We start from the raw sequence: 17,060 nt of genomic DNA on the forward strand, positions 1-17,060 counted from the left end.
CACGACGTCCTGCACCGCATGCCTGGCTCAGCCGCGCTTGGCCTGGGCCTTCTGCTGCATGCCCCGCGTCTTCGCGGAGACGGACTGCACGTCTCTGACCGCGGCCTTCGCGCGTGCCTCGGCCGCCGTGTTCTTCGCCCGCTCCCGCTCGCGCTCCGCGGCCTGTGAGGTGCCGGCACGAGCCTTCTTGGCCATGATCACTCCTCCTCGGGACACATAGGGACGCACCGGAGGGCGTACGTCCTCCACTGTCCCTCCGTTCGGAGGAGGCGGCATCCGGAGCCAGGGTCAGCCGCGCCCGCCCTTGCGGCGCTGCTGCTCGCGCATCCGGTCTTCCTGCATGGCCATCTTCTGCGCCTCGCGCACGTCCTCGACCAGCATCGCCGGCTTGTTCGGCATCCCGGATTCGGACGACCGACGGTCCTCGTGAGTCTGTTCCTTGCGCTGCTTCGCCATGATCACTCCTCACTGGATCTGGAATTCGCTGGGTGGGACCCCGCCCACGCTGCCCCCTCCCGCCCGCCACGACCATTCGACAGCGCCAATCGGGTTACATGGGGGTATGACTGACAACACGGCCGTGCCCGATTGGGAGAAGCGCTTCCGGGCGCCGCGCGTCGGGCTGCCCGACTGGGCCGAGGACGCTCCGGACCGCTCGCTCTTCGTCTCGAACGCCACCGGGACGTACGAGCTCTACGCCTGGGACCGGGCCACCGGCAGCCAGCGGCAGGCCACCGACCGGCCCAACGGGACCACCGACGGGACCCTCTCCCCCGACGGGGAGTGGATCTGGTGGTTCTCCGACACCGACGGCGACGAGTTCGGCACCTGGGTGCGCCAGCCCTTCGCGGGCGGCCCCGACGAGCCGGCCACCCCCGGGCTGGAGCCCTCGTACCCCGCAGGACTCGCCATCGGCCGGGACGGGACCTCCGTCGTCGGCCGGTCCACCGACGAGGACGGCACCACCATCCACGTCGTCCGGCCGGACGACGTGGAGCCCGTGGTGATCTACCGGCACCGGGAGTCGGCCGGCGTCGGCGACCTCTCCCACGACGGCACCCTGATCGCGATCGAGCACACCGAGCACGGGGACGCCATGCACTCGGCGCTGCGCGTGGTCGGCCTCGACGGGGCCACCGTCGCCGAGCTCGACGACTCCCGCGGCGGGACGGTGGAGCTGGGCCTGGAGGTGCTCGGCTTCGCGCCGGTCGCCGGGGACACCCGGCTGCTCGTCGGCCACCAGCGGCGCGGCCGCTGGGAACCGATGGTGTGGGACGTGGCCACCGGGGCCGAGCAGGACCTGGCGATCGAGCTGCCGGGCGACGTCAGCGCCGAGTGGTACCCGGACGGTTCCGCGCTGCTGATCGCGCACGGCTTCGAGGCGCGCAGCGAGCTCTGGCGCTACGACCTGGCCGCGCGGGAGCTCGTCAGGGTGCAGACCCCGCCCGGCACGGTCTCGGGCGCGACGGCCCGGCCGGACGGCACGGTGGAGTACCAGTGGTCCTCGGCGGCCGAGCCCTCGGCCGTACGGTCCACCGCGGGCGGGACCGTCCTGGACCCGCCCGGGTTCCGGCCGCCCGGCTCCGTGCCGGTGGAGGACGTGTGGGTGGAGGGCCCCGGCGGACGGATCCACGCGCTGGCGCAGCGGCCCGCGGGCCACGGCGACGGCCCCTTCCCGACGATCTTCGAGGTGCACGGCGGCCCGACCTGGCACGACAGCGACGCCTTCGCGGCGACCCCGGCGGCCTGGCTGGACCACGGGTTCGCGGTGGTCCGGGTCAACTACCGGGGCTCGACCGGGTACGGCCGCGAGTGGACCGACGCCCTCAAGCACCGTGTCGGCCTGATCGAGCTGGAGGACATCGCGGCCGTCCGCGAGTGGGCGGTGGCCTCCGGCCTCGCCGACCCGGCGCGCCTCGTGCTCTCCGGCGGCTCCTGGGGCGGGTACCTGGCCCTGCTGGGCCTCGGCACGCAGCCCGAGGCCTGGGCCGTGGGCCTGGCCGCCGTACCCGTCGCGGACTACGTGACGGCGTACCACGACGAGATGGAGGCGCTGAAGTCGCTGGACCGCACCCTCTTCGGCGGTACGCCGGAGGAGGTCCCGGACCGCTTCGCGGCGTCCTCCCCGCTCACGTACGTGGACGCGGTGAAGGCCCCCGTCCACATCGCGGCCGGCCTCAACGACCCGCGCTGCCCGATCCGGCAGATCGAGAACTACGTGGAGCGGCTGGCGGCGCGCGGGGCGGTGCACGAGGTGTACCGGTACGACGCCGGGCACGGCTCGCTCGTCGTGGAGGAGCGGATCAAGCAGGTCCGCATGGAGCTGGAGTTCGTGCAGAAGCACCTGCCGCGGTAGGCCCGTCGGCCGCCCCGGCCCCGGTGATCCGGTGCGCCCCCCGTACGGTGGTGGGGTGCACCGGTTTCTCCTGACCCCGCGCTGGTGGGGGATCAACGTCTTCGTCGCGCTCGCCGTCCCCGTCTGCCTGTTCATGGGGACCTGGCAGCTCGGCCGGTTCGAGGACCGCGTCGACAGCCACAAGGAGGCGACCGCCGGACGGCCCGCCGCCGAGGCCGCCGCGCCGCTGGAGTCGCTGCTCCCGGTGGACAAGGAGACCTCCGGACGCCTCGCCTCCGCCTCCGGCGAGTACGCCGAGCAGCTGCTCGTCCCCGGGCGGCGGCTCGAAGGCAGGACCGGCTTCTACGTCCTGACCCTGCTCAGGACCGACTCCGGCAAGGCCGTCCCCGTGGTCCGGGGCTGGCTGCCGGGCACCGCCGACGCGGCGAAGGCCCCGGCGGCCCCGACCGGGCGGGTCGAGGTGACGGGCGCGCTCCAGGCATCGGAGAGCGCCACCAGCAAGGGCGTGTACGCCGAGGGCGGGCTGCCGGCCGGGCAGCTCGGGGTGATCGGGGCGGCCTCGCTGGTCAATCTCGTGCCGTACGAGTTCTACGACGCCTGGCTGACGGTGCAGGCCCCGGCGGACGGGCTGACCCCGGTGCCCGCGCAGGCGCCGAGCAACACCGGGCTGGACCTGAAGGCCTTCCAGAACCTCGGCTACACCGGCGAGTGGTTCGTCTTCGCCGCGTTCGTGCTGTTCATGTGGTTCCGGCTCTACCGCCGCGAGGTGGAGACCCTGCGCGACGCCGAGGCGGGGCTGCTGCCGCAGGCCGCCGACCGGTCGCCGGAGCCCGCCGCGGGCTCGGCCCCGGGCACCGACCCGGCCCCGGGATCGGCCTCGGCCTCCGCCCCGGCCACCTCCTCCGCTACGGCTTCGGCGCGTCCAGCGGAATGACGCCCGTCCGGTAGACCGTTCCCCCGCAGGCCGCGGGGATCGTCGTCTGCGTCGTCGGCGCACCCGGCGGCACCGTGTGCGGGGTGTGCGTCACCTCCACCCCGGCCGGCTCCGGGGCCTTGGCGCCCGTCTCCGGCTCCTGGCCCGTGGCGTGGGCCGCCGCGCCCTGCCCGCCGTCCGGGACGCTCACCGGGGGCTTGGTCACGGGATCGGGCGTGGCCGCCGGGCAGGACTGCGCGGAGGGCACCCACGCGAAGCGCACCTCGTACGCCGTGTGCGGCTGGAGCAGCAGCAGAGGCGTCTCCGCCGAGGGGTCGGGGAGCCCGGCCGCCGGGTCCCCCGCCGTGTGGCCGACCACGGTGACCCCCGAGGCCTGGCCGGGCGCCGACACCGAGGCCGCCGTCACGGTGTCCGGGCCGACGACCGTGCAGCCGCGCCCCGAGACGTTGGTGACCTTGAAACTGCCGTACACCTTGCCGTCGGCCTCCGGGGCCTTGGCGCTGCCCTGCACCCCGAGCTGCTCCGCACTGCACCCGGGCACGCCCGGCGCAGCGCCCACCGGGGGCTGCGGGCCGGTGCCGGCCGAGGCGCCCGCCGTGGCGCCCGCGGTGTCGGGGCCGGCCGTGCCGCCGCCGGTCGGGGCCCCGCCGTCCTGCGGGTCGGGCCGCGCGCCGCCACCGGTCTCCGCCTCCTTGCCGGCGGCCTTGCCGGGCTGGGGCCGCGCACCCGCGCCGTCCTGGTGCGGATCGGAGGTTCCGCCTCCGGCCGCCGTCCCGGGCTGCTCGTGCCCGGCCATCGCGGAGTGGTCCGCGGCGGAGCCCTCGCCGCCGGTGATGTGCAGGTGCAGGGCCGCCGGGACGGCCGTCCCGGCGAGCAGCACGGCCGCGACCGCCCCGATGACGGCCTGCCGCTTGCGGGTCCGGCGTACCGGGACCGCGTACCGCAGCCGCTCCAGCGCCCCCTCGGAGGGCTCCAGGCCCTCGACGGCCCCGCGCAGCAGGCTCCGCAGCGCCTGTTCCTCGCCCGCCCCGTCCGGCGGGGTGTGGTCGTCCCTCATGACTGCGCAGCCTCCATCGCCACCCGCAGCGCGGCAATGCCCCGCGATCCGTACGCCTTGACCGAGCCGAGCGAGACGCCGAGCGTCTCGGCCACCTGGGCCTCCGTCATGTCCGCGAAGTACCGCAGCACCAGCACCTCGCGCTGACGCCGCTGGAGCCCGCGCATCGCCTTGATGAGATCGTCCCGTTCCAGCTGGTCGTACGCGCCCTCTTCGGCACTGGCCATGTCCGGCATCGGCTTGGAGAGCAGCTTGAGGCCGAGGATGCGGCGGCGCAGCGCGGAGCGCGAGAGGTTGACGACGGTCTGGCGCAGATACGCCAGTGTCTTGTCCCGATCGCGAACCCGGTTGCGCGCCGAGTGGACCCGTATGAACGCCTCCTGGACGACGTCCTCGCAGGAGGCGGTGTCGTCGAGGAGCAGCGCCGCCAGGCCGAGCAGCGAGCGGTAGTGGGCCTGGTAGGTCTCGGTGAGGTGGTCGACGGTGGTGCCGGCGACGACGACCGGCTCGGCGGCAGCTGCGGCGGACGCGGCACCGGTGGCCTGGGCGGTCGCCTCCTCCCCGTTCCCCGCGGCCTCCGCGCTATCGCGGGGCGCGGGCACGCGGCCGCCCCGGTTCGGTACGGCCGGGGGCACGGTGATCGGCGCTGCGCCCGCCGGAACGGGAACGATCACGGGGAACCCGCCGACCGCGGGCGTGCGGGAAGGCCGGCGCGGCACACCGAGTGTGCTGCGCGCCGGAACGACGGCGAAGTCGAGAAGTGCCTCTGCCACGCCAGTTGGACACGCGTCCCCCCACCAGGGTTGTACGCGTGAGGCCGCCTCACCAGCAAAATCCCCATAGCCCTCATGCGTACCCGCTCTTCCTGATTGCCCCGCCCGTCCAGGCGGCAGTCAGGCCATCACCTTGATCAAGGGATCAGCTCTGATCCTACAAAGTGAATTACGCGAATTCACCAGCGATCAGTTCCGCGATCCGAGTGGCGTTCAGGGCGGCCCCGTTGCGGAGATTGTCGGCGCACACGAAGAACTCCAGCGAGCGCGGATCGTCGAGCGAGGCCCGCAGCCGCCCCACCCACGCCGGATCCGTCCCCGCGGCGTCCACCGGAGTCGGGAACTCCCCGGCCGCCGGGTCGTCCACCACGACCACGCCCGGCGCCGCCTCCAGGACCTCCCGGGCGCGCGGGGCGTCCACCTCGGCCTCGAACCGCGCCCGCACGCTCAGCGAATGCCCGGTCAGGACGGGCACCTGTACGCAGGTCACCGCCACCGGGAGCGCGTCCAGGTGCAGGACCCGGCGGGTCTGCGCCCGTACGGCCAGCTCGTGCGAGGACCAGCCGCCTTCGCGCAGTTCGCCGGACCACGGCACCACGTTGAGGGCGAGCGGGGCCGCGAAGGGGCCGGCGTCCTCGCCGACGGCGCGGCGCACGTCCCCGGTCTGCTCGCCCAGCGAGGACCCGGCGACCAGCGCCAGCTGGCGGCGCAGCGCGTCCGAGCCGGCCCGCCCGGCCGCGCTCGCGGCCTGGTACGAGGAGACGGTCAGGTCGGCCAGTGCGTACTCGGCGTGCAGCGCGCCCAGGGTCGCGATCATCGCGGCGGTGACGCAGTCCGGGCCGGCGACGATCCCGCGCGGCCGCGTCCGTACGGCCTGGGCGTTGACCTCGGGCACCACCAGCGGCACCTCGGGGTCCTCGCGGAAGGCCGCGGACTGGTCGACGGCGACGGCCCCGCGCGTGACGACGACCGGAGCCCAGCGGGCCGACACCTCGGCCGGGGTCAGGAACAGCACCACGTCGCCCTGCCCGATGCCCTCGAAGGCGTCCTCGGTGAGGGCGAGCACCTCGCTCTCCTGCCCGCGCACGGCCAGCACGCGGCCGGCCGAGCGCGCGGAGGCGATCAGGCGTATGTCGCCCCAGACGTCCGCACGCTGGGACAGGATCTGGAGCACGACGGAGCCGACTGCTCCGGTCGCCCCGACCACGGCGAGCGCCGGAGCCGGGGTCGACCGGGTCTCGGTCATCGTCCGGTGCCTCCGTAGACGACGGCCTCGTCGCTGTCGGAGTCGAGGCCGAAGGCGGTGTGCACGGCGCGGACGGCCTCGTTGACGTCGTCCTGGCGGGTCACGACCGAGATGCGGATCTCGGAGGTCGAGATCAGCTCGATGTTGACGCCCGCGTCGGACAGCGCCTGGAAGAAGGAGGCGGTCACGCCCGGGTTCGTCTTCATGCCCGCGCCGACCAGGGAGATCTTGCCGATCTGGTCGTCGTAGCGCAGGGAGTCGAAGCCGATGGCGCCCTTGGCCTTCTCCAGCGCGTCGATGGCCTTGTGGCCCTCGGTCTTGGGGAGGGTGAAGGAGATGTCCGTCAGGCCCGTGGACGCGGCGGACACGTTCTGCACGATCATGTCGATGTTGATCTCGGCGTCCGCGATGGCGCGGAAGATCGCCGCGGCCTCGCCCGGCTTGTCCGGTACGCCGACGACCGTGATCTTGGCTTCGGAGACGTCGTGAGCGACTCCGGAGATGATGGCGTGCTCCACCTGCGCGTCCCCTTGCGGATTCTCGTTGCTGACCCAGGTGCCCGGCAGTCCCGAGAAGGACGAGCGGACGTGGATCGGGATGTTGTATCGGCGTGCGTACTCGACACAGCGGTGCAGCAGCACCTTGGAACCGGAGGCGGCGAGCTCCAGCATGTCCTCGGAGGAGATCCAGTCGATCTTCCGGGCCTTCTTCACGACGCGGGGGTCCGCGGTGAAGACGCCGTCGACATCGGTGTAGATCTCGCAGACCTCGGCGTCCAGCGCCGCGGCGAGCGCGACGGCGGTCGTGTCCGAGCCGCCGCGGCCGAGGGTGGTGATGTCCTTGCTGTCCGCCGACACGCCCTGGAAGCCGGCGACGATGGCGATGTTGCCCTCGTCCAGCGCGGTGCGGATGCGGCCCGGCGTGACATCGATGATGCGCGCTTTGTTGTGGACCGAGTCGGTGATGACGCCTGCCTGGCTGCCGGTGAACGACTGGGCCTCGTGGCCCAGGTTTTTGATCGCCATGGCCAGCAGGGCCATGGAGATCCGCTCTCCGGCGGTCAGCAGCATGTCGAATTCACGCCCGGCAGGCATCGGGGATACCTGTTCGGCGAGATCGATCAGCTCGTCCGTCGTGTCGCCCATCGCGGAAACCACGACGACCACCTGGTGGCCGTTCTTCTTGGCATCCACGATCCGCTTGGCGACGCGCTTGATGCCCTCGGCATCGGCTACGGAGGAGCCTCCGTACTTCTGCACGACAAGGCCCACGTGCGCTCCTCGCTCAATCCAGTACTGCGGTCGCGGGCCAGTCTAACGAGCGCCCGCGATGCGACCGACGCGTACCACATCATGAGACATTCGGTTCACCCCGTGATCATGCCGGGGCCGTCGCCGCATGGCCGGCCGGCCCGTCCGGCGTAAAATGATCTGCGGCATGCCACGCAAGGTTCTCCTGCCCGTCCACCCTGTCTCGGTTCGCTTTCCGACAGGAGGAAAGAACGATGAACCGCACGCGTCGCATCACACTCCTGGCCACCCTGCTGGCCTCTTCCGTGGCCCTCGCCCCGGCCGCGGCCGCCCTGGGGACCACCACGGGAACGGCCGCCGCGCCCACGGGCGGCCAGTGCACCCTCCAGAAGAGCGGGGGCAAGTCCGACCACAACGCCCGCTACACGCTCACGGGCTCCGGGTTCAACGGGACCGGCAAGGTCACCGTCACCTCCGACACCGGCCAGAGCAGGACGGTCGGGGTGTCCAAGTCCGGGAACTTCCGGGCCAAGAACCTGCCGTACGGCCAGTACAGCGCCACCCCCGGCCAGGGCGGGGCGGTGAAGTGCACCTCACCGGCCAAGCCGGGTGAGAAGCCGGGTGAGAAGCCGGGGGAGACCGACAAGACCAAGACGCCCGAGGAGCAGTACGCCGCGGGCCGCAAGGCCGGATTCGACTCGACGAAGGCCAGCTGCGAGACCAAGCCGAAGGCACCCGGCCTGGCCGCGGTCGACCCGAACTTCGAGAAGGGCTACAACGACGGCTCGGCGGAGGCGCTCAAGGCCTTCTGCGGGACGGGGACGAAGCCTCAGGAGCCCAACACCTCGGCCGCACAGGTCACCACGGTGACCGCCACGGCCGCCCCGGCCAGTGGCACGGTGCCGTGCACCCCCTCGGCGGTGATCACCTTCAGTGCGGCCATCACGTCCACGAGCGCCGGACAGGTCATCTACCGCTGGACCCGGGACGACGGCGGAGTCGGGCAGTCCGAGGTCATCACCTTCGACGCCCCGGGGACCAAGACGGTCACCGCCACGTGGACCAGGGGAGGCGCCGCCGGCACCAAGCTGACGGGCTGGGAGAAGGTCGAGATCATGAAGCCCAACGTCGGCAAGGAGTCCAACAAGGCGATGTTCGACCTGACGTGCTCCTGATCCCGAAGCACACCTGAGCGGTCCGCCCGCCGCATCGGCCGGGCGGACCGCTCAACCCGTCACTACGGCCGGCGGGCCGTGGCGCGGCCGATGGTGCCGAGCTCCTCGGCCATCACCCGCCCGGCCTGCTCGGCCAGCTCCTCCTCGGCCAGGTCCTCGTCGGTGTCCAGGCCGTCCAGGGCCTCCAGCGGCTGGTCCAGCCGTACGTGGGCCACCAGTGACTGCAGGGCGCGCAGGGTCGCCGAGGCCGTCGGACCCCAGTTGGTGAAGTACGAGAACTGCCACCACCACAGCGCCTCGGTGGTCCGGCCCTCCCGGTAGTGGGCCAGCCCGTGCCGCAGGTCCGCCACCACGTCGGCCAGGTCGTCGGAGATCCGGTGCGCGACCGGGGCCTTGCGCGGCTCGTAGGGGTCGAAGACCTCCGAGTACACGTCGACCGGCTCCAGCATGTACGCGAACCGCTCGCGCAGCTCGTCCACGTCCGGCTCCGGGCCGAGGTCGGGCTCGTAGCGCTCGTCGGGCAGGACGTCCTGGTACGCGCCCAGCCGGCCGCCCGCCAGCAGCAGCTGGGACACCTCCAGGAGGAGGAAGGGCACCGCGCTGTCCGGGTCCTCGCCCTTGGCCACCTCGGTGACCGCGACGATGAAGGACTCGATCTGGTCCGCGATCTGGACGGCGAAGTCGTCCGGATCCTGGCCCAAGGCGTGCAGCGTTGCGTCAGACATCGAGAAGTCGCCTTCCTTCAAAGGCCCGCCCGAGCGTGACCTCGTCCGCGTACTCCAGATCTCCCCCGACGGGGAGCCCGCTGGCCAGGCGGGTGACCTTCAGGCCCATGGGCTTGATCATGCGGGCGAGGTACGTGGCGGTCGCCTCGCCCTCCAGGTTCGGGTCGGTGGCGAGGATCAGCTCGGTCACCTCGCCGTCCGCGAGGCGCGCCAGCAGTTCGCGGATGCGCAGGTCGTCCGGGCCGACGCCCTCGATCGGGCTGATGGCGCCGCCGAGGACGTGGTACCGGCCCCGGAACTCGCGGGTCCGCTCGATCGCGACGACGTCCTTCGGCTCCTCCACGACACAGATGACCGTGGTGTCGCGGCGCGGGTCGCGGCAGATGTTGCACCGCTCCTCCTGCGCCACGTTCCCGCACACCGCGCAGAACCGGACCTTGTCCTTGACCTCCAGCAGCGCGTGCGCGAGGCGGCGGACGTCGGTGGGCTCGGCCTGCAGGATGTGGAAGGCGATCCGCTGCGCGCTCTTGGGCCCGACGCCGGGCAGCCTGCCCAGTTCGTCGATCAGGTCCTGGACCACGCCTTCGTACACGGACTGCCTTCTTTCGATCGTGGATGTGGGAGCTGGGGGGTCAGAACGGGAGGCCGGGGATGCCGCTGCCGCCGCCCAGCCCCTGGGCGAGCGGGCCGAGCTTCTCCTGCTGGAGCGCCTGGGCGTTCTCGTTGGCGGCCTGGACCGCCGCGACGACCAGGTCGGCGAGGGTTTCGGTGTCCGCCGGGTCCACCGCCTTCGGGTCGATCACCAGCGCACGCAGCTCGCCGGAACCGGTGACGGTCGCCTTCACGAGGCCGCCGCCGGCCTGGCCCTCGACCTCGGCCTGCGCGAGCGCCTCCTGGGCCGCGGCGAGGTCCTGCTGCATCTTCTGGGCCTGCTGGAGCAGCTGCTGCATGTTGGGCTGGCCACCACCGGGAATCACAGGTCACTCACTCCGTCGCGTCGGTCCAAGACTGGGCAGCTTGGTCAATCCGAGCCTACGTGCTCCCCGCGCGGCGCGCTCTACGCCGTCAGGACCAACTCTTTCGAGTGAGAGACGGGGCGTGCGCGTACCTGATGGAGACCTCCTTGCGGGCGGAAAACCGGGGATTCTTCGCCCATCGGCCGCCATTCGAAGGTAGGAAGGGCATGCGCATCATTGCGCACACGCGCACCACCACACGTCAGCGCAGGCAGAGGGAGTGCCGGGTGAGCCAGCCGGAGATGCAGCCCGAGGGGCCACCCCGGGATCCCCGGGAACCCCGGGAGGAGGGCAGCGGACCGATGGCGGCGGGCGATCTGACCGGCGGACCGTTCCCCCTCGGGGACTGGGGCGAGCCGGCCGAGCGGCTGGACGAGCTCTACCGGCGGGTCGAGGCCGATGCGCTGCGCACCGCGGAGTGGTACCTGTCCGACCGGGCGTGGAAGCGCCGGGGTGCGCGGGTGCTGCGGGTCGGCGCGGCGGCGGGGGCGGTGGCCGGGGCCGCGATCCCGCTGCTGGAGCTGACGGGATCGGCGCCCGGCGTGGCCTCGTACGGCTACCTCTCGCTGCTGCTGGCCGCGGCCTGCCTGGCCTGCGACCGGTTCTTCGGGCTGACCTCGGGCTGGATGCGGGACGTGGCGACGGCACAGGCGGTGCAGCGCCGTCTGCAGACCCTGCAGTTCGACTGGGCCTCGGAGAACGTGCGGGAGGTCCTGGGGCCCACGGAGGGCACGGCGAGCGAGGCGGCCGACCGCTGCCTGACCGTGCTGCGCCGCTTCTCGGAGGACGTGACGGAGCTGGTGCGGTCCGAGACCGCGGAGTGGATGGTGGAGTTCTCCTCGGGACCGGCGCCGCTGGTGATGCAGTCGCTCGGCGCCCCGTCCTCCCGGGCCGAGGCGGGCCTGCCCCCGGCCCGTTTCCCCCTCCCCCCGGGAACCCGCCCCAACATGCCCCGCCAGCGCCCGCCGGAGCAGCCCCGCTGAGGCCCCGCCGGTGTGCGGGGGGTCGGGGGCGAGCCCCCGACCCGGCACCGGTCAGCTGAAGATGATCATCGATCCCTGGCCGAGGCTCCGCGTCGCCGCCGCGTGCAGCCCCAGCCACACGTGCCGCTCCCGCGCGAAGGGGCTCTCGTCGTACGGAATCGGCCCGGCCGGCTCCTCCAGGGACGTGGGCCGCCCCGGCGCCAGCGGCGCCAGCGGCGGATTCCCCGGGTCTATCCCGATCGCCGGCGCCACCACCGTCAGCTCGCGCAGCAGCCCCTGCGCCGACCCCAGCGGGCCGCCCCCGGCCAGCAGCTCCTCGTTGGCCAGCGGTGCCGCGAAGTCCACCGGGACGTACGCCCCGGCGTGGTCGTAGTGCCACACCAGGTGCGACTGCTGCGCCGTCGGCTCGAACATCTCCAGCAGCTGCTCGTAGTCGCCGCCCAGCTCGTCCACCGGTGTCACCGGCAGCCCGCAGATCTGCAGCAGGTACGCCCGCCGCAGGAAGTGCAGGGCGTCGTAGTCGAAGCCGGCGACGGGGGCCACGTCCCCGCTCAGGCCCGGCATGTACGCGAACACGGGCACCGACGGGAGGCCCGCCTCGCCCAGCGCCTTGTCGTACGAGGCGATCTCTTCCGCGAACGGGTTGTCGGGGCTGTGGCACAGCACGTCGACAAGGGGGACCAGCCACAGGTCACAGGCCAACGCGGGCTCCGATCAGTCGATGCCGCCGATGCGGTCAGCGTAGTGCGCCGAACACCCTCCGCGAAGGGCTGCGCAGAACCTGGGGCGGAACCCTTGGCGCACCGGGGGCCGAACCCGCGGCCGAACCGGGTCTCCACCAGGCGGAACCCGCGCCGGAGCCGCCGGCCGGGTGCCCGGTCCCCGGTCCGGCCCGACCGGCGGGACACCGCCCCGGGGCGCGTCCGCAAAGTCCCGCCTGCCCCGCGACGCCCGGCACGGGACCGCCCTCCGGGCGGACGGCTCTACGTCGCGGACACGCCCCGGGCGCGGCCCAGCAGCACCCGCAGGTCCTCCGGCAGGGGCATCGGCGTGAACAGCCCCGCCGCCGTGCGGCCCGTGTTGCCGTACGGCACGCGCCCGGTCGCCGACCCGGCCCCCGCGACCAGGATCCGCACCACCTGCCCCACCGTCTCCTCCCGGTCCCGGCAGCGCACTGCCAGCCGGAACATGTGCCAGTGGGCGCGGGTGTGGGGCCAGGCCCAGGCCTGGGAGATGATGTGCGCCCGCTCCAGGGCGTCCCACATGGCGGCGGTGTCGGGCGCGCAGTCGCGGGCCCGCAGCAGCTCGGCCTCGAAGGCCGCGCGCACGGCGGCCGGCATCGTCTTCGGTGTGCATGCGGTGATGCAGGTCTTCAGTGCGTTTCGCATGCGTCAACGGTGCGGCCGAAGGCCCCGCCTGCGCTTGAACGAACCTGCTACATCCACTGGATGGTGCGGGTGAAGTCCGACGGCGGGATGCCGAACATCCGCCGCCACACCCGGCTGAAGTGCGCCCCGTCGGCGAAGCCCGCGCCGTGCGCCGCGTCCGTCAGGGAGTGCCCGCGCGAGGCGAGTTCGGCGGCCCGCATCAGCCGCAGCCACAGCACGTACGGGCGGAACGGCAGCCCCAGCTCCGCCCGGAACAAGTGCGCGAGGCGGCTCTCCGACAGGCACGCCACCTCGGCCGCCTGGGACAGCCGTACGCCCTCCCGCCCGGGCAGCCAGGCCAGCACCCGTGCCAGCCCCGGATGCGCCGCCGCCTCCGGCAGCGGACCACCGGGGAGCAGGGAGTCCAGCGCGCAGGCGGCCTCGAAGGGGTCGGCGGGCAGGAAGCCGGCGGCCGGTACGAGGTCCCCCGCGTCCCCCGCCGACGACGCGAGCAGGCGCCCGGCCGAAGAGAGCGGGTCGTAGTGCAGCACCATCCCGCGCGCGGTGCCGGCCAGTACGGAATGCCGCACCCCGGCCGGGACCACGTACGCCCGGCACCGCACGGGGGCGCCGTCCGGCCCGGCCATCAGCAGCCCGCCCCCGTCCAGCGCGGCGATGACCTGCACGGAGTGGTGCGCGTGCGCGGTGGCGGACCCGACGGCGCCCCCGTACAGCAGGCCGCCGGGCCGCAGCCGGGCCCGCCCGGCCCACCCGGTCACGGACATGACGGAGCGCCCCCGCCCGGGAACCCGGAAGACCGGGTGTCGCTCCCCATGCCGCTGATCCGGAGGAAACGTCCTAGACCTGCCCCGGACCCACCCTCCAGACCCAGACGTCCGCGACCTTCTCCGGCTGGCGCCCGAGCAGCTCGCTGATCATGTCCCGCAGCTCCGCTTCCCGGTCCTGGAACGGCAGCACGACCGCGCCCGCCTTCCAGAACTCCAGGTCCCGCCGCGCCTGCTCCCGCCACTGCGGGGTGATCTCCGGGGGCTGCTGCCCGTACCGGACGTCCCGCAGGAGGTTCGAGAGGTGGCGCGGGGTGGCCCCGTAGATGCCGATCCGGTCGGGTCCCCAGGGTCCGTTGAAGTAGCCCCCGGCCAGCCGGAAGCCGAAGTCGGCCTCGACCTGCCAGTGCAGCGCGTCCGCCTGCCCCGGGTCCGGCAGCGGTACCGGAACGAGTGCTTCGCCGTCCTTGACGTAGCCCTTCCAGGCCCCCGAGGTGATGAACGCCGGCACCGGCGCCCGCTCCCGCACGGCCAGCGGCAGCGGCAGCACCGGAACCAGCGCCGCCGCCACCGCGAGGAGGCCGAGCGTGCGCAGCTCGCGCGTGCGCATCCGTACGATCCGGTCCAGCGCGAGCGCGAGCAGCACGCCCAGCACGGGGGCGCACACCATCGCCACGCGCCCCTCGATCACCGACTCGAACAGCGGCAGCTTCACCATCAGCCGCCAGGGACCGGGCAGCACGACGTCCGTGCGCGGGACGGGCACCCAGGGGCCGAGGGACAGCGCCAGCGCCACGGCGCCGGTGATCGCGAGTGCGCGGACGACCCTGCGGCGCCACATCCACACGCACACGGCCACGCCGAGCGCGAGCAGCGGCCAGCCGTAGAAGGCGTTCTGCTCTGTGGTGTTCAGGGAGAGCCGCCCGGCCGTCTCGGCGTCGCCGAAGAGCGAGCGGGCCGCGTACTCGACCAGGGCGCGCGGGCTGTTGCCCGCGTTGTCCCCGTGGAGCACCGAGTGGTAGCTCTGCGGGCCGAAGAACTGCCAGTACAGCGGGAAGACCAGCAGCGGTACGCAGACGGCCGCGGCGATGACCAGGCCGAGGCCCAGCGGCCGTGCGGCCGCGAGCGCACGCTCCCGGTCGACCAGCAGGTACGCCAGCGAGAAGATCAGCATGCCGAGCGCGGCGATGAGCAGCGGCTCCTCGCCGAGGAAGATCTGGTACGTGGCGAACAGGCCGAGCAGGACCCCGTCGCGGACCACGTTCCGGCCCTCGCACAGGCGCAGGGCCCGGTCGATGATCAGCGGGAGCATGAAGAGGACGACGAAGTTCGGGTGGCCGTTGGCGTGCGAGACCATCGGCGGCGCGAACGCGGCGAGCGCGCCGCCCGCGGCGGCGGCCCAGCGGCTCCGCACGAGGCGGCGGCGGATCAGCCAGTACCAGGTCCAGGCGCTGGCGGCCATGCCGAGCGTGAGGACCAGCGCGAAGGTGACCGTCTCGCCGAACAGGAGCGTGACCGGGATCAGCGGGACGGTCAGGCCGAGCATGGTGGCGTTGGCCATCAGGTTCACGCCGTCGGGCATGCCCTGGGCCAGGGTGAAGAGCGGATTGCGCAGGTGGGTGATGTTGTCGGTGGCGACGCCGACGAACCACTCCCACTGGTTCTGGTCCTGGAGCGCGTCCTTGAGGTAACGGCCGTCGAGGTCCGCCCACAGGCCGTGGAAGACGTACACGGAGAGGGCGATGAAGGCGGCGGCGACGGCCAGGCCGCCGGAGTTCAGCCGGAAGAGCTCCTTCAGCGCGCGGCGCCGGTCGCCTGTGGCCGTGGTGGCGGCCGTCGGGGCGGCTGCGGTCCGGCGGACGGGTACCTCGGCCACCTGCCAGCCCTGGCGGCGCACCCAGCGCAGCACCTCGGCGTCGATGGCCGGGCCGTCGAGGACGGAGGCGCCGAAGGCGGCGCGCGCCCGGTCCCCGTCGAAGAGGGCGAAGCCGCAGGTGTCGGCGCGGAAGCCCGGTATCCCCGGGATGCCCAGGGCGCGGACCAGGCGGTTTCCCGTCCGGCCGAGGACGGCGGCCGGGGCCGGGTCCTCGTGGTTGCCGTGGCTGTCTTGGTTGCCGTGGCCCTCGCGGTTCTCCGCACCGAGTGCCTGCTCCAGGCGGTCCAGCTCGGCCGGCGGGGTGCCGAGCCCGGCGTCGGCCAGCAGCACCCGCTCTCCGGCGGAGGCGAGGACTCCGGCGCGCAGCGCGGCGCCCCGGCCGCGGTGCTCCTCGGAGCGGATCAGCCTGATCCGGGGCTCGTCGGCGGCCGCGGCCTCGACGAGGGCGGCGGTGGCGTCGGTGGAGGCGTCGTCCACGACGACCAGCTCCCAGTCGCCGGGGCCACTGCCGAAGCGGGCGTCCAGGTGGGCGCGGAAGGCGTCGAGGGCCGCGCCGATCCGGTGCGCGTCCTCGTGGGCGGGGATGACGACGGAGAGCCCGACGGCGCCCAGCCAGGCGGGGGCCGCGGCCGGTCCGCCGGTGGTCTTCGCGCCGGGACCTTCGGTCTTGCCGGTCTCGCCGGTCTCGCCGGTCGCTTCGGTCTCGCCGGTCGCTTCGGTCTCGCCGGTCGCGGTCGTGTCCGTCATGCGCCGACCGCCTCGAGGCCCGCGGCCCAGTCCAGCCCGTGCTGGTTGTACGCGTACACGAGGCTGCGCACCTCGTCGGCGTCGGCCCGGGTCACCGCGTCCACCAGCTCGTTGTGGCCCGACCACAGTCCGGTGTGCAGATCCGGCGCGGCCTTCAGGTGCGGTACGGCGAAGACCCAGCACTGCACCCGGATGCGGTGCAGGAAATCCGAGATGTACGTATTGCCGACCAGCCCGCTCAGCTCCCTCCAGAAGCGCAGGTCGTAGCCGATCAGCACTTCGAGGGACCCGCTCTGCGCGGCCCTGCACGCCTCCTCGGCACGACGGCGCACCGACACCAGCATTTCGCCGGAGCCGGGCGCGGTGCCGCGCTCGACGAGCCGCCGGAAGATCCCGTCCACTATGAGCGTACGGGCCTCGATCATGCCCCGGTAGTCGTCCACGGAGAAGACGCGCACGCGAAAGCCCCGGTGCTGGACCGATTCCAGCAGCCCCTGGGCCGAGAGGTCGACCAGTGCCTCGCGTACGGGCGTCGCGGAGACCTCGTACTGCTCGGCGATCTGCTTGACCGTGAACTCGGTGCCCGGTGGCAGGCGTCCCGCCAGCACCTCGTCGCGCAGCGCGTCCGCGATCTGCTGGCGAAGTGTGTTGCGGGTGACAGCGCCGCTGCCTGGCATAGGGGTCCGTCTCCTCAGTAGAACTTTCGGACACCTTAGGCCAGGCAGCGAGGCCGAAACCGTTCGAACGCCGGTGGTGTGTGTCTCGCGCGT

18 protein-coding genes are annotated in these 17,060 nt (G+C 73.1%); 4 read left to right on the top strand and 14 right to left on the bottom strand.

The annotated features are described in order from the left end of the window. Window positions 1-27 precede the first annotated feature (27 nt). Complete coding sequence (locus tag ACFY1T_RS08955) at window positions 28-195, bottom strand: hypothetical protein (RefSeq protein ID WP_158734350.1); 168 nt, start codon at window positions 193-195, stop codon at window positions 28-30. A gap of 93 nt (window positions 196-288) precedes the next feature. Then, complete coding sequence (locus ACFY1T_RS08960) at window positions 289-456, bottom strand: hypothetical protein (protein WP_158734351.1); 168 nt, start codon at window positions 454-456, stop codon at window positions 289-291. Window positions 457-562: 106 nt separating this feature from the next. On the opposite strand from ACFY1T_RS08960, the gene ACFY1T_RS08965 reads away from it, so the two are divergent. Continuing rightward, window positions 563-2,356: a prolyl oligopeptidase family serine peptidase gene (locus tag ACFY1T_RS08965; RefSeq protein ID WP_390787605.1), complete on the top strand. Its 1,794-nt coding sequence runs from the start codon at window positions 563-565 to the stop codon at window positions 2,354-2,356. 55 nt (window positions 2,357-2,411) lie between these two features. After that, a complete protein-coding gene (locus ACFY1T_RS08970) occupies window positions 2,412-3,290 on the top strand; it encodes an SURF1 family protein (protein WP_390787606.1) in 879 nt (292 codons plus the stop codon). Here the strand turns inward: ACFY1T_RS08970 and ACFY1T_RS08975 are convergent. From ACFY1T_RS08975 to ACFY1T_RS08990, 4 genes are all read right to left on the bottom strand, one after another. Beyond that, entirely contained in the window at window positions 3,262-4,347 is a 1,086-nt protein-coding gene (locus ACFY1T_RS08975; protein ID WP_390787607.1) for a hypothetical protein, read from the bottom strand. The genes ACFY1T_RS08970 and ACFY1T_RS08975 overlap by 29 nt on opposite strands. Continuing rightward, window positions 4,344-5,120, bottom strand: a complete 777-nt coding sequence (locus ACFY1T_RS08980) for a SigE family RNA polymerase sigma factor (protein ID WP_390787608.1) — start codon at window positions 5,118-5,120, stop codon at window positions 4,344-4,346. The genes ACFY1T_RS08975 and ACFY1T_RS08980 overlap by 4 nt, the downstream gene beginning before the upstream one ends. 169 nt (window positions 5,121-5,289) lie before the next feature. Beyond that, complete coding sequence (locus ACFY1T_RS08985) at window positions 5,290-6,366, bottom strand: aspartate-semialdehyde dehydrogenase (protein WP_390787609.1); 1,077 nt, start codon at window positions 6,364-6,366, stop codon at window positions 5,290-5,292. Further along, a complete protein-coding gene (locus ACFY1T_RS08990) occupies window positions 6,363-7,637 on the bottom strand; it encodes an aspartate kinase (protein ID WP_385467825.1) in 1,275 nt (424 codons plus the stop codon). Before ACFY1T_RS08990 ends, ACFY1T_RS08985 begins: the two co-directional genes overlap by 4 nt. A gap of 233 nt (window positions 7,638-7,870) precedes the next feature. Between ACFY1T_RS08990 and ACFY1T_RS08995 the strand changes: the two genes are divergently transcribed. Then, on the top strand, window positions 7,871-8,791 hold the full coding sequence (locus ACFY1T_RS08995) for a hypothetical protein (RefSeq protein ID WP_390787610.1): 921 nt from the start codon (window positions 7,871-7,873) through the stop codon (window positions 8,789-8,791). Window positions 8,792-8,853: 62 nt separating this feature from the next. On the opposite strand, the gene ACFY1T_RS09000 is transcribed toward ACFY1T_RS08995, so the two are convergent. Genes ACFY1T_RS09000 through ACFY1T_RS09010 form a run of 3 tightly spaced genes read right to left on the bottom strand, consistent with a single transcriptional unit; the run spans window position 8,854 to window position 10,493 of the window. Next, window positions 8,854-9,516: a DUF5063 domain-containing protein gene (locus tag ACFY1T_RS09000; protein WP_390787611.1), complete on the bottom strand. Its 663-nt coding sequence runs from the start codon at window positions 9,514-9,516 to the stop codon at window positions 8,854-8,856. Then, window positions 9,509-10,108: a recombination mediator RecR gene (recR, locus tag ACFY1T_RS09005; protein ID WP_030152816.1), complete on the bottom strand. Its 600-nt coding sequence runs from the start codon at window positions 10,106-10,108 to the stop codon at window positions 9,509-9,511. The genes ACFY1T_RS09000 and recR overlap by 8 nt, the downstream gene beginning before the upstream one ends. A 40-nt stretch (window positions 10,109-10,148) precedes the next feature. Next, window positions 10,149-10,493, bottom strand: coding sequence for a YbaB/EbfC family nucleoid-associated protein (locus ACFY1T_RS09010; protein ID WP_078621772.1), 345 nt, complete (start codon window positions 10,491-10,493; stop codon window positions 10,149-10,151). 266 nt (window positions 10,494-10,759) lie between these two features. On the opposite strand from ACFY1T_RS09010, the gene ACFY1T_RS09015 reads away from it, so the two are divergent. Next, window positions 10,760-11,515 (top strand): SLATT domain-containing protein, encoded by a 756-nt coding sequence (locus ACFY1T_RS09015; protein WP_351774983.1) that lies wholly within the window; start codon window positions 10,760-10,762, stop codon window positions 11,513-11,515. Window positions 11,516-11,566: 51 nt separating this feature from the next. On the opposite strand, the gene ACFY1T_RS09020 is transcribed toward ACFY1T_RS09015, so the two are convergent. The 5 genes from ACFY1T_RS09020 to ACFY1T_RS09040 all read right to left on the bottom strand — a co-directional run bounded on the left by ACFY1T_RS09020 (window position 11,567) and on the right by ACFY1T_RS09040 (window position 16,967). Beyond that, window positions 11,567-12,217 (bottom strand): hypothetical protein, encoded by a 651-nt coding sequence (locus ACFY1T_RS09020; RefSeq protein ID WP_030866298.1) that lies wholly within the window; start codon window positions 12,215-12,217, stop codon window positions 11,567-11,569. Window positions 12,218-12,498: 281 nt separating this feature from the next. Next, window positions 12,499-12,903: a DUF3703 domain-containing protein gene (locus ACFY1T_RS09025; protein ID WP_390787612.1), complete on the bottom strand. Its 405-nt coding sequence runs from the start codon at window positions 12,901-12,903 to the stop codon at window positions 12,499-12,501. Between the two features lie 47 nt (window positions 12,904-12,950). Beyond that, window positions 12,951-13,667 (bottom strand): helix-turn-helix domain-containing protein, encoded by a 717-nt coding sequence (locus ACFY1T_RS09030; protein ID WP_390787613.1) that lies wholly within the window; start codon window positions 13,665-13,667, stop codon window positions 12,951-12,953. A 73-nt stretch (window positions 13,668-13,740) separates the two neighbouring features. After that, entirely contained in the window at window positions 13,741-16,290 is a 2,550-nt protein-coding gene (locus ACFY1T_RS09035) for a glycosyltransferase (RefSeq protein ID WP_390787614.1), read from the bottom strand. After that, complete coding sequence (locus ACFY1T_RS09040) at window positions 16,287-16,967, bottom strand: GntR family transcriptional regulator (protein WP_390787615.1); 681 nt, start codon at window positions 16,965-16,967, stop codon at window positions 16,287-16,289. The genes ACFY1T_RS09035 and ACFY1T_RS09040 overlap by 4 nt, the downstream gene beginning before the upstream one ends. Window positions 16,968-17,060: the final 93 nt, after the last annotated feature.

It is taken from the genome of Streptomyces sp. NPDC001194 (genome assembly GCF_042896985.1).
Taxonomy (GTDB): Bacteria; Actinomycetota; Actinomycetes; order Streptomycetales; family Streptomycetaceae; genus Streptomyces.

What these genes read in the sequence shown, in the direction of transcription:
- ACFY1T_RS08955 (WP_158734350.1), bottom strand. Translation starts at nt 195, where the DNA reads ATGGCCAAGAAGGCTCGTGCCGGCACCTCACAGGCCGCGGAGCGCGAG.
- ACFY1T_RS08960 (WP_158734351.1), bottom strand. Translation starts at nt 456, where the DNA reads ATGGCGAAGCAGCGCAAGGAACAGACTCACGAGGACCGTCGGTCGTCC.
- ACFY1T_RS08965 (WP_390787605.1), top strand. Translation starts at nt 563, where the DNA reads ATGACTGACAACACGGCCGTGCCCGATTGGGAGAAGCGCTTCCGGGCG.
- ACFY1T_RS08975 (WP_390787607.1), bottom strand. Translation starts at nt 4,347, where the DNA reads ATGAGGGACGACCACACCCCGCCGGACGGGGCGGGCGAGGAACAGGCG.
- ACFY1T_RS08985 (WP_390787609.1), bottom strand. Translation starts at nt 6,366, where the DNA reads ATGACCGAGACCCGGTCGACCCCGGCTCCGGCGCTCGCCGTGGTCGGG.
- ACFY1T_RS08995 (WP_390787610.1), top strand. Translation starts at nt 7,871, where the DNA reads ATGAACCGCACGCGTCGCATCACACTCCTGGCCACCCTGCTGGCCTCT.
- ACFY1T_RS09000 (WP_390787611.1), bottom strand. Translation starts at nt 9,516, where the DNA reads ATGTCTGACGCAACGCTGCACGCCTTGGGCCAGGATCCGGACGACTTC.
- ACFY1T_RS09025 (WP_390787612.1), bottom strand. Translation starts at nt 12,903, where the DNA reads ATGCGAAACGCACTGAAGACCTGCATCACCGCATGCACACCGAAGACG.
- ACFY1T_RS09030 (WP_390787613.1), bottom strand. Translation starts at nt 13,667, where the DNA reads ATGTCCGTGACCGGGTGGGCCGGGCGGGCCCGGCTGCGGCCCGGCGGC.
- ACFY1T_RS09035 (WP_390787614.1), bottom strand. Translation starts at nt 16,290, where the DNA reads ATGACGGACACGACCGCGACCGGCGAGACCGAAGCGACCGGCGAGACC.
- ACFY1T_RS09040 (WP_390787615.1), bottom strand. Translation starts at nt 16,967, where the DNA reads ATGCCAGGCAGCGGCGCTGTCACCCGCAACACACTTCGCCAGCAGATC.